The organism is Alphaproteobacteria bacterium, assembly GCA_039980135.1.
Taxonomy (GTDB): domain Bacteria; phylum Pseudomonadota; class Alphaproteobacteria; order UBA6615; family UBA6615; genus UBA8079.
Map to the genome: position 1 here is coordinate 230,426 of JBDXCV010000011.1, position 10,476 is coordinate 240,901.

Sequence of the window (10,476 nt, forward strand, 5' to 3'; positions counted from 1 at the left end):
CGAGCAGTGACGGTGCTTTCGGAGAAGCGGGTCCCGGCACGTGTCGTGCAGCAAGGAATGACGTTGTCGGGTGCGTGGTCTCCGAACGGTGGTGCCGATATTCATAGGCCGCCAGCCACCGCAATGCTTGGGGATGCTTGAATATGTCAGAAGTCAATGTGGTCAGCTCGGCCATAGAAGGACTCTCCCTTGTCCTCCAATGGCAAGCGTTCGGCTACATGCTCATAGGCATTTTGCTGGGTATCTGGCTCGGGGCTGTCCCCGGACTTGGCGGTGTCCTTGGACTGGTCATTCTGCTGCCGTTCACGTTCGGCATGGATCCGGTGTCGGCGTTTGCCCTGCTGCTGGGCATGTATGCCGTGACCACGACCAGCGATACGATTGCGTCCATACTTCTTGGAATACCCGGCACGGCCGCGTCGCAGGCAACAATCCTCGACGGGTATCCGCTCGCCCAGAAAGGCGAGGCGCGGCGCGCGTTCGGCGCCGCCTATGCGGTGTCCGCGTTTGGCGGCGTGTTCGGTGCCCTGATCCTGGCCGTGTCCCTGCCGCTGATCCTTCCCCTCATCCTGGCATTTGCCTCGCCGGAATTGTTTATGCTGGGCGTGCTCGGGATCGCCATGATCGGCTCTCTGGCCAGCAGTTCGATCCTGAAGGGTCTGGTCATTGCGCTGCTCGGGCTGCTGATGTCGACGGTCGGATATGGTGAGGCGGTCGCAATCCCGCGCTTCTGGTTCGGCACCGATTACCTGCTCGATGGTATTCCGCTCATTCCCGTCGTACTTGGCCTGTTCGCGATTCCCGAGTTGATCGAACTCGCGACGAAAAACGTCAACATCTCGCGGGTGCAGAAGCAGGATTCCAAGGACGTGACGATCATGACCGGCGTCCGGGACGCCTGGACACACAAATGGCTCGCATTGCGTAGCTCGTTGATCGGGACCTATGTCGGAATGCTACCGGGTCTGGGCGCGGCCATTGTTGACTGGATCGCCTACGGGCATGCGCTGCAGAGCGCAAAGGACAGTTCCAAATTCGGTCAGGGCGACATTCGCGGCGTCATCGCCCCGGAGGCTGCAAACAATGCAACCAAGGGCGGTTCGCTGGTGCCGACGGTCGCATTCGGAATCCCGGGTAGTCTGGGAACGGCAATCCTGCTTGGCGCGCTGATGATCCAGGGACTCAAGCCGGGCCCCGACATGCTGACGTCGGAATTGCCGCTCACCTTCTCAATGGTTTGGACCATCGTTATCGCCAACATCATCTGCGCCGGTTTGCTGATGGTGCTCACCAATCAGGTCGCCCGGATTGCTTTCATACGAGGTCACCTGATCGTTCCCGGCGTGATCCTTTTCATCTTCATGGGCGCCTGGATCGGCGGCACCTCGATCGGCGATTGGGTTACATGTTTGGGCATGGGGGTGGTCGGCTTTTTGATGAAGCGGAGCGGCTGGCCAAGGCCACCGCTGGTCCTCGCCTTGATCCTCGGCTCCCTCATGGAAGAATCATTCCAGATCAGCATGCGCGCCTATGATGGCGCCAGTTGGGTTTCGCGACCGATCGTGTTGATCATCGCCGGGCTGGTGGTGCTGACATTGTACTTTTCCGTCCGTGGCGTCATCAAAACCAAAGCGACGAATTCGGACTCGGAAATGGGCGAGGGCGCGGAACGCAACCCCCTCATATCGCTGCCTTTTGCAATGCTGCTGCTGCTCGTTTTTGCGTGGAGCTGCTTTGAGGCGCGACAGTGGCCCGTGTCGGCCAGGCTGTTTCCGATGCTCATCGCCATTCCGGGCACAATTCTGGTTTTATCTGCGCTGTTTTTCGATGTTCGCAGTTCGCGCCAGTTTGTCGCCGCCAGTAGCGGCTTGTCGGCAGGCCTCGCCGCGGCCAGCGAAAAAGCGGTGCTGGGTCGGGCCATGATCTTTTTCGGCTACCTGCTCTGTATCATCTTGATCACCCTTGTCGCCGGACAGATTGTCGGGCTGCTGGCCTTTATTGCAGCCTATCTGGTGCGCTGGGGCGGTTATGGCTGGAGAGTCTCTCTCCTCTACACCGGTATTTGCGGAGCGTTCCTGTATGGGTTCTATGGCGAGGTGATGCACATCTTCTGGCACCCTTCGATGCTGGACGGTTTCTATGGCGAATTGTTCGGGGCGATACCCAACTTTTTCTGATTGATTCCTGACCCAAAACGCCGAGTCGCAGCGGACGCGACGCGCACCGCGTTGGCGACAATACGCAGGTGGTCGGCGAGAGGTGCACCGGGTTCTGATAAAGCGCGAAGGCGACGCCAAATGTCGGTTCATCTCGGCTTCGGCGTCGCTCCACGCCGCGCCCACGTTGATAAGTGATGGCGAGATTGTAGGCCGCGCGCGCATCGTTCTGGGCGGCCGCGGGCTGAGCGCTCCGGGCCTGTGCGGCCTGATTCGGGACAGGCGTGCCGACAACGCTGATATGCCAAGTCATTGAAAAAAATTGGTGCCGGCTGCAGGAATCGAACCCGCGACCTACTGATTACAAATCAGCCGCTCTACCAACTGAGCTAAGCCGGCCCCTTTTTGACAATCTGTGTCGTCAATCGGCGGGACAATAGTCGCGGGGCCGCGCGCGCGGCAAGCCCGATGATACTATTATCGGTACGCAATGACGTAATATGCGTATTGCGCGACAACGGCGGGACGAAGGTGCTCACACATGGAATACAAACTGCTCGGCCGGACCGGTGTGCGGGTCTCGGAATTCTGTTTCGGCACCATGTCGTTCGGCGGGGATGCGGATGCCGGCGAGGCCGCGCGCATGTATGCCGCGTGCCGCGATCGCGGTTTCAATTTCTTCGACACAGCCGACGGCTACAGTCAGGGGCATTCCGAGGAAATTCTCGGCGCCCTCATCACCGGCCAACGCGACGAGCTGGTTATCGCGTCGAAATGCTTCAACCCGACCTCCGGTGATATCAATGATCGCGGCGGCACCCGCCGTCATATCCCGCGCGCCGTCGACGCCAGCCTGAAGCGCCTCGGCACGGACCGGCTCGACATCCTGTTCATGCACCGGTTCGAAGAGAATGCGGCGATCGAGGAAACGCTGCGCGCGCTCGAGGATGTGGTGCGGGCCGGCAAGGTTCTCTATCTCGGCGCCAGCAACTATGCGGCGTGGCAGATCGCCATGTCGCTCGGTGCCGCCGAACGCCGGGGCTGGACGCGCTTCGACGTCATCCAGCCGATGTACAATCTGGTCAAGCGCCAGGCCGAGGTCGAAATTTTCCCGCTGGCCCAAGCCGAGAACCTTGGCGTCGTCACCTATAGCCCGGTCGGCGGGGGCCTCCTGAGCGGCAAATACAGGCCGGGCAAACGCCCCAATGACGGCCGGCTGGTCGAGAATGCCAGCTACGTTCGGCGCTACGCCGATGAATGGATGGTGGAGACAGCCGGGGCGTTCAGCGCGTTCGCAGATGAAAAGAAGGTTCACCCGGTCACGCTGGCCGTGGCGTGGGCGGCCGCACACCCGTCGGTGACCTGCCCGATCATCGGGGCGCGCAGCCTGGAACAATTGCAGCCTTCGCTCGACGCGCTTGATTATGAGATGCCCGCGGATCTGCGCGAAGAAATCTCCGCGCTGTCGCGCCGCCCACCGCCGGCGACCGATCGCACGGAAGTCCAGACCTAGCGGGGCAAGACGAATGGCCGAAAAGCCGAATTCAGACAAGCGCATCGCCATCGTCGGCGCCGGTGCCAATGGTGCCGCGTTCGGGGCTGACATGGTCAACGCCGGGCGCGATGTCAGCTTCATCGATCAATGGCCCGCCCATGTCGAGGCGATGCGGGCGAACGGCCTGCGCGTCGAGATGCCCGACGAGACGGTGACGACGCCGGTCGATGCTTTTCATCTTTGTGATGTGGCGACGATGCGCGAGCCGTTCGACATCGTCTTCCTGGGGGTGAAGGCCTACGACACCCGGTGGGCATGCGAGCTGATCAAACCATTGGTCGCGGCAGACGGGCTTGTCGTCGGTCTGCAGAACGGTATGACGCTCGGCGACGTTGCCGAGATCATGGGACCGTCACGTACGCTCGGGGCGGTGATCGAGGTCGCCGCCGGCTTGTACGAGGCCGGCGTTGTTACCCGCCAGACGGGCCCGGACGGGACATGGTTCGGTATCGGCGCCTTTGACGAATCGACGCGCGGCCGGGAAGGGGAGGCCGTGGAGGTATTGCGCCATGCCGGCGTCGCCGAGATCAAGGACGATATCCGGTCGGCCAAATGGATGAAGCTTGTCGTGAACGCAGCGGAGTTCCTGCCCTCGTCCATTCTCGGCTTGCCGCTCGCCGACGCAATCGAGGTGCCGGGCATGCGCGACGTGATGATGGCATCGGGCAAGGAGGCGGTGCGTACGGCCATGGCACTGGGGCATGAACTGGTGCCGATTTTCGGCAAGGAGCGGGTCGAGGCGAACGACCCGGACAGTTACGCGACGGATCTTCTCGATGCGGTCCTGACAGGGTGGACGCTGCCCGACACCAGGGTCACGGTCCTGCAGGACTGGGACAAGGGCCGCCGCGCGGAGGTCGACGACATCAACGGGCTCGTGGTCCGCGAACAGGCCGCGCGCGGCGGGACGGTGCCGGTCAATGCGGGATTGGTCGAGATCGCCCGCCGAATCGAGCGTGGCGAACTCGCCGCCGATGTGTCGAACGCCGATCTGCTGCGGTCGCTCCTCGACTGAAATCGCGGCGGTTTAGTTGGCGACCGGCCGGGCCGCGATTTCGTCGGCCTTGGCGTGCAAGGCGGCGATGAATCCATCGAACCCGCGATCTCGCAAGACCGATGAGAATTCCGACCGGTGGAGTGCCAACAGACTGATCGTCTGGTCGAGGTAGACGTCGAGAATGCGCCAGCCATCGTTGGTGGGTTGCACAAGATAGTCGATTGCGACGGTCGGGCGCTGGGCCCGGAGGTAGCGCGCGTGGACGATCTTGCGTCCGGATTGCGCGTCTTCGCTGCCTTCGATTGCGAAACCCTGATTCGCCGCACCGTCGAACCGGCTGGCATGGGTGGCGACCATGAAGCGTGCGAAAGCGTTGAGAAATTTTTCGCGCTGTGCGGGGGACCAGGATCGATAGGTCCGCACACCGACCGCGACTTGACCCATCGCGTTGATGTCGAATGTGTCACCGATCAGTTTGCCGAGCGCCGCGCTTCGTGCCGTCGCGCCGTCCGGTGCGGGATTGTTCAAGATCGCGAGCAGTCCGTCCTGGAGGGTCGAGACCGCCTCGGTCTCCGCACCCGTTTCAGATGCGGCGCGTGCCGGTGTCGATGGCGTGAGGTTGGCTCCGAAGAGGACCAAGGCAGCCAGCAACACACCGAACAGGGATGCATGTCGATTTTTGTGGCGTTTGAGACGTGAAGAAAGGGAAGTGATCATTTGGAAACCGGTTCGTGTTTGGTGAGCGGGAAACTAGGCTTGCGATGGCCCCCGGCAAGAGATCGAAATACATTCGAAATTCTGCGGCGTACGGTTTACACCTGATGATCTTTTCGACCTATGGCAGGTATTCGTTTGCGCAAGCACGACTCATCCATCGTTGCAGACTTTCTGACCGGTTGGGTCGCACTTGTTACGCGCAAACCGGCGGTGACTCTGGCAGTACTTGCGGTTCTCGCGGCAGTGGCCGGCGGCTGGGCCGTGACCACGCTGCATCTTGAGGGAGACGTCACCGAACTCATCGACGCTGAAGCGAGTTTTCTGCAAGATTACGGCACCTATAAGGCAACATTTCCGCAACACCGGCGGCTCAATGTCATTGTCGTCGACGGCGTCGACGCCCGGCGCGCCCGGCTAGCCGAGGCGACCCTGTTGGAAGGGTTGCGCAAAGACCCTCAATTGTTTCCGCGAATCTTCGCGCCGGGCGCGGACCCGTTCCTCAACCGTCATGCACTTCTCTATCTCGATATCGACGCGCTCGGTCGTCTGGTCGATGACCTGGCCGCGGCGCAACCCGCATTGGCGTTGCTGAATCGTGACCCCTCGTTGCGTGGCTTGGCCGCCCTGTTCGACCGCGCGCCGCCGGATGAAGGTGGTGCGATGAGCCGGCTGAAAGACATCGTGGGGGCGACGGCGGAAGAAGTCTTATCCGGGACGGCGAGAGAGGTGTCGTGGGGTGAGGTGCTCATCGGCGAGGAGGCCGCCTCCCTTCGCCGCCTGATCATATTTCAGGGGTCGCTTGAGAACGATGATGGCTTGGTCGCACGTCGTCAGGCTGAAACCGTCCGCGCGATTGTTGCGCGGGAAAGGCTCGACGAAGCCAACGGGGTACGAGTTGCGATGACGGGCCGAGGTCCGCTTTCGTCGGCGGAGCTGTCCGCCGCGATCGAGAGTATCCAGTTTGCCGGCGCGCTATCGCTGGTTTTCGTGATCCTGCTGCTCTGGATCGGGCTCGGGTCATTGCGATCAATCCTGGCGGCGTTGCTGACACTCGCGGCAGGGCTGGCGTTTACGGCGGCTTTTGCCGCGGTTGCTGTCGGAACGCTCAACGTCCTGTCGCTGACATTCGCTGTGCTGTTTGTTGGGCTCGGGATCGACTTCGCGATTCATCTGATTCTGCGCAGGGCTGGTGAGGAAGCCACTGATGGACCGGGCAACTGGGCCGGTATCGTGCGTGGCCTGGGGCCGACCATTTCCCTGTGTGGCCTGACGACGGCGATCGCGTTTCTTTCTTTCTGGCCGACAGCGTTTCGTGGCCTCGCGGAACTGGGTCTGATCGCAGCGGCCGGGATGCTGATCGCGGTGGCGGTCAGCTTCACCGTGCTGCCGCCGCTGCTCGATCTGTTTTCGGTCGGGACGGGTCACCGTCGGACGCGCGCTTTTGTGACCCGTTTTACACGCGTTCTGTTTCGTCCGGCTGCGCTCGCGCCGATGGCGGCGCGGCCGATTTCGGTCGTCGCAATCGCGCTTCTCATCGGATCGGCGGTCGTGGCGAGTGAAGTGCGTTTCGATTTCAACAGTCTCAACCTGCAGAGCCGCGACAGCGAGGCGGTGCAGACGCTGGTCTCGCTCCACAATGACGGAACCATCACGCCGTACACGTTGACCGTGTCCGTCCCGGATCTTGTCTCGGCTGATCGCGCCGCGTCGGTCCTGCGCGCAATGCCCGAGGTGGGGTCGGTGAAAACGCTGCGCGACATGATTCCAACGGAGCAGGCGCTTCACCTGGCGATAATTGATGAGGCGCGCATCCTGCTTGGCCCTTCGGTGCTCGAAGTATCGCCGATCGCGCCGCCTGATGAAGCGGCCCGGCGGGCGGCGGTGAGGCGACTTGCATCCTCGCACGGTGATCCGGCGACTGCACGAATGGCTGCTGCGTTCAGCCAGTTGGCGGCGCTCCCGCCGGGAGATGGTCGGATTGCCGAACTGGAGCATATGATTGCGGCGGATTTCGTCGACAGTATGGCGATGTTGCGCGAAGCGCTGTCCGCGCGCGCCGTTTCGATTGACACGCTGCCGGCTGCGTTGCGGGCACGAGAGACGGGCGCGGGTGGGGTACTGCGTGTGGTTGTTCTGCCGCGCGAAGATCTCCGCGACTTCGAAGCGTTGGGGGCATTCACGCGGGCGGTGCAGGAAGCGTTTCCAACTGCGACGGGGCGTCCCGCATTGGAGACTGGGATGGGAGAAATTGTCATTGCGGCGTTTCGCCAGGCGTTCGTCACGTCCGCCATTGCAATTTTTCTGATCCTCCTTGTGACATTGCGCTCATTCGGTGACGCGGCGCTCGTGATGGTGCCGCTATTGCTGGCAGCGAGCCTGACGGCCGCGACGATGGTCGTCTTTTCCATTCCGCTCAATGTCGCGAACGTTATCGTGTTGCCACTTCTGCTGGGCATGGGAGTCGATAACGGATTGCATATCGTGGGTCGTTACCGGGAATCGAATTCAGTGGCTGATGTTTATCGATCGACGACGCCGCGCGCCGTCGTGGTCAGCGTCCTCACGACGCTCCTGTCCTTCGTCGCATTGGCATTTGCAGATCATCGCGGTATGGCCAGCATGGGCCAGTTACTCGCCATCGCGATAGGATTCTTGCTTGTCACAACCTTGTTGGTACTTCCCGCTCTTCTCGCGTGGCGTGCGGAGCCTTAGATTGATAGATCATCATCGTTTGGCGGACGAACTGACGTGAACCTGAAGCTGATTTATTTGAGTTGCGCCGCGGGAATCGCGATCTATACGTTGCTGACCGTTTTTGCGCCACAACTGCTGGTCGTGCTCATCGATCCCGTCAGCATTACCGTGAACCTGGCGAATATCCGTATCGCGCTCTATGGGTTTGCGATCTGGGCTGTGGTTGTCCTGTTGTGGCTTGCACGTATACGCCCCGAATTGCAGGATTGGCCCGCGCCGCGGCCGCTTTGGTTGGGTGTGGTGTGGCTGGTGTTGTGCGTGTCCTACACCGGCTTCGAGCATGGATGGTTCGTCTTTGCCGACATCGTCTATGCCGAGGACGGGGTGTTCGAAACCGCCACCGCCGTCATCCTTCTGGTCTGTTCTGTTGTTCTGTTCGCGAGTCTTGGCTGCTCCTGGGCCCTCGATCGAAGGCTCGGCGCGGCAGTCGCGTTCATGTCGGTCCTCTGTTTCCTTTTGCTGATGGAGGAGTTGAGTTGGGGCCAGCGGATTTTTGGCTTTGAAACACCGGACGAGATCGAGAACATCAACGCCCAGCAGGAAACCAATCTCCACAACATGTTCGTGGGGTTCAATCAGTTGATTCGGCTGGTCGTTGCACTTCTCATCGCAACAGTATTGCTTGGCCGCGACCGCTGGTCGATCTGGCTTCGATCGGCCGGGCTCGATCGGCTGATGCCCCCACCTGCCGCGGTCTATTTCACGATCTTTCTTATTTACGCGCACACCTATGATGAACTGTTCGAAGAGGTGGTCGGACTTTTCTTGCTGGTCTACGTATTCGACCTGCGCCGCCGTCTTATCCGCGACGGGTGATCTCATAGAGGGCAACAGCCGCCGCGTTCGAGACGTTCAGGCTCTCGACCGCGTCGCTTTGCGGAATATGGGCCAGCGTGTCGCAGCTCTCGGCCACGAGGCGGCGAAGGCCCGTTCCTTCCGCACCGAGGACCAGGGCCGTCGGGCCGGTCACGCGTGCTTTCGCCAGGGTTGTTTCGACCTCGCCGGCCAGCCCGATGCACCAGAAGTCTCTCGCTTTCAGGGCCTCGATCGAACGGGCGAGATTTGTTTCGCGCACCAGGGCGACGGCTTCCAGGCCGCCGGATGCGGCTTTCGCCAGCGCCCCCGTGACGGGGGGTGCGTGCCGGTCCTGCATGACGACCGCAGCGGCGCCGAAGGCGGCGGCAGTGCGGAGAATCGCGCCGACATTCTGCGGGTCGGTGACCTTATCCAGCACCAGAATGCACGGGGTATCGGATTGCAGTGCGCGGTCCATCGCCTCCTCGATGCCGGCGTCTTCGAGGGGCCGGGCGAGCAGGGCGATCCCCTGATGCACGGCACCTTGCGGCAGCACGGCGGTGACATCGTCACGCGAAACCCGGTCGATGACGGCGTCGTGTCCGCCGATTTCCGCTGCGCTGCGTGCCTGGTCTACATCGTCCTCGTCGCTCACGAGGGCGCGCTCGCATACCCGCGCGGGATTGGCCAGCGCCGCGAGCACCGCGTGGGTGCCGTAGAGCCAATTGGGTGCCGTCGGGTCTCCGCCGCTGCGGCGGCGATGAGATTTTCCGGGATTTATGCGGCGTTTGGGATGTTTTCGTGCCATAGTTGGGGCTATTAGGCCATTCGACGCCCACCCGCAATATCGGCGTGGGAATGTTTGTGCACAAATGGCTGTTATTTTGAGGTTTTCCGCCGAATGGCGGTTGACACGTCGAGCGAAATCTACATATTGCCCCCCACGGGCCGGCGCCCTTTGGCGTTCGGCGCGTTTGCTGTTGGCTGCGTGCAGCATGCACGTTGGCGATTCGGCAGGAGGAGGGGTGCCTGAGCGGTTAAAAGGGGCGGACTGTAAATCCGTTGGCTACGCCTACGTTGGTTCGAATCCAACCCCCTCCACCACCCGTAATACGGCACAGGACGAAGAATTGATCGGGGCGCATGCCTCGCGAGGATCGGAACGGCGCAATCGAATACGGCGGGTGTAGCTCAATGGCAGAGCAGAAGCCTTCCAAGCTTACGACGGGGGTTCGATTCCCCTCACCCGCTCCAAGGGTATGGCCGGCAAACGCGTAGGACTATAACGCGGTCGGCTGGAGCAAAATCGGCACGCCCGGTCACCCGACCGGCACAACGACAGACAGAACGCAGGGCAAAAAAATGTCGAAAGAGAAGTTTGAGAGAACGAAGCCGCATTGCAACGTTGGCACGATTGGTCATGTTGATCATGGCAAGACGACGCTGACGGCAGCGATTACGAAGGTGATGTCGGAGGCCTCTGGGGGTGACGCGATTGCGTT

At 61.6% G+C, this 10,476-nt stretch carries 8 protein-coding genes and 3 tRNA genes; 8 read left to right on the forward strand and 3 right to left on the reverse strand.

The annotated features are described in order from the left end of the window. Window positions 1-143: 143 nt before the first annotated feature. The gene (locus ABJ363_15735) at window positions 144-2,177 is read left to right on the forward strand and encodes a tripartite tricarboxylate transporter permease (GenBank protein ID MEP4380446.1); all 2,034 of its coding nucleotides are present in this window, start codon (window positions 144-146) and stop codon (window positions 2,175-2,177) included. Between the two features lie 302 nt (window positions 2,178-2,479). Here ABJ363_15735 and ABJ363_15740 read toward each other — a convergent pair. Next, window positions 2,480-2,555: transfer RNA gene (locus tag ABJ363_15740), tRNA-Thr, on the reverse strand. Between the two features lie 142 nt (window positions 2,556-2,697). Between ABJ363_15740 and ABJ363_15745 the strand changes: the two genes are divergently transcribed. Then, on the forward strand, window positions 2,698-3,669 hold the full coding sequence (locus ABJ363_15745; GenBank protein ID MEP4380447.1) for an aldo/keto reductase: 972 nt from the start codon (window positions 2,698-2,700) through the stop codon (window positions 3,667-3,669). Between the two features lie 13 nt (window positions 3,670-3,682). Continuing rightward, window positions 3,683-4,726 (forward strand): 2-dehydropantoate 2-reductase, encoded by a 1,044-nt coding sequence (locus ABJ363_15750; GenBank protein MEP4380448.1) that lies wholly within the window; start codon window positions 3,683-3,685, stop codon window positions 4,724-4,726. A gap of 12 nt (window positions 4,727-4,738) precedes the next feature. On the opposite strand, the gene ABJ363_15755 is transcribed toward ABJ363_15750, so the two are convergent. Continuing rightward, window positions 4,739-5,425 (reverse strand): ABC transporter substrate-binding protein, encoded by a 687-nt coding sequence (locus ABJ363_15755; GenBank protein ID MEP4380449.1) that lies wholly within the window; start codon window positions 5,423-5,425, stop codon window positions 4,739-4,741. 120 nt (window positions 5,426-5,545) lie between these two features. Between ABJ363_15755 and ABJ363_15760 the strand changes: the two genes are divergently transcribed. Beyond that, complete coding sequence (locus ABJ363_15760; protein ID MEP4380450.1) at window positions 5,546-8,137, forward strand: MMPL family transporter; 2,592 nt, start codon at window positions 5,546-5,548, stop codon at window positions 8,135-8,137. Between the two features lie 36 nt (window positions 8,138-8,173). Then, window positions 8,174-8,995 (forward strand): hypothetical protein, encoded by an 822-nt coding sequence (locus ABJ363_15765; protein MEP4380451.1) that lies wholly within the window; start codon window positions 8,174-8,176, stop codon window positions 8,993-8,995. On the opposite strand, the gene rlmB is transcribed toward ABJ363_15765, so the two are convergent. Then, window positions 8,979-9,782, reverse strand: coding sequence for a 23S rRNA (guanosine(2251)-2'-O)-methyltransferase RlmB (gene rlmB, locus ABJ363_15770; GenBank protein ID MEP4380452.1), 804 nt, complete (start codon window positions 9,780-9,782; stop codon window positions 8,979-8,981). The genes ABJ363_15765 and rlmB overlap by 17 nt on opposite strands. A 211-nt stretch (window positions 9,783-9,993) precedes the next feature. Here rlmB and ABJ363_15775 point away from each other — a divergent pair. The 3 genes from ABJ363_15775 to ABJ363_15785 all read left to right on the forward strand — a co-directional run. Further along, window positions 9,994-10,078, forward strand: a tRNA-Tyr gene (locus ABJ363_15775). A gap of 76 nt (window positions 10,079-10,154) precedes the next feature. Continuing rightward, window positions 10,155-10,228 (forward strand) — tRNA-Gly (locus tag ABJ363_15780). A 108-nt stretch (window positions 10,229-10,336) separates the two neighbouring features. Beyond that, the coding region (locus ABJ363_15785) for a GTP-binding protein (protein ID MEP4380453.1) at window positions 10,337-10,476 on the forward strand (140 nt) is incomplete at its 3' end.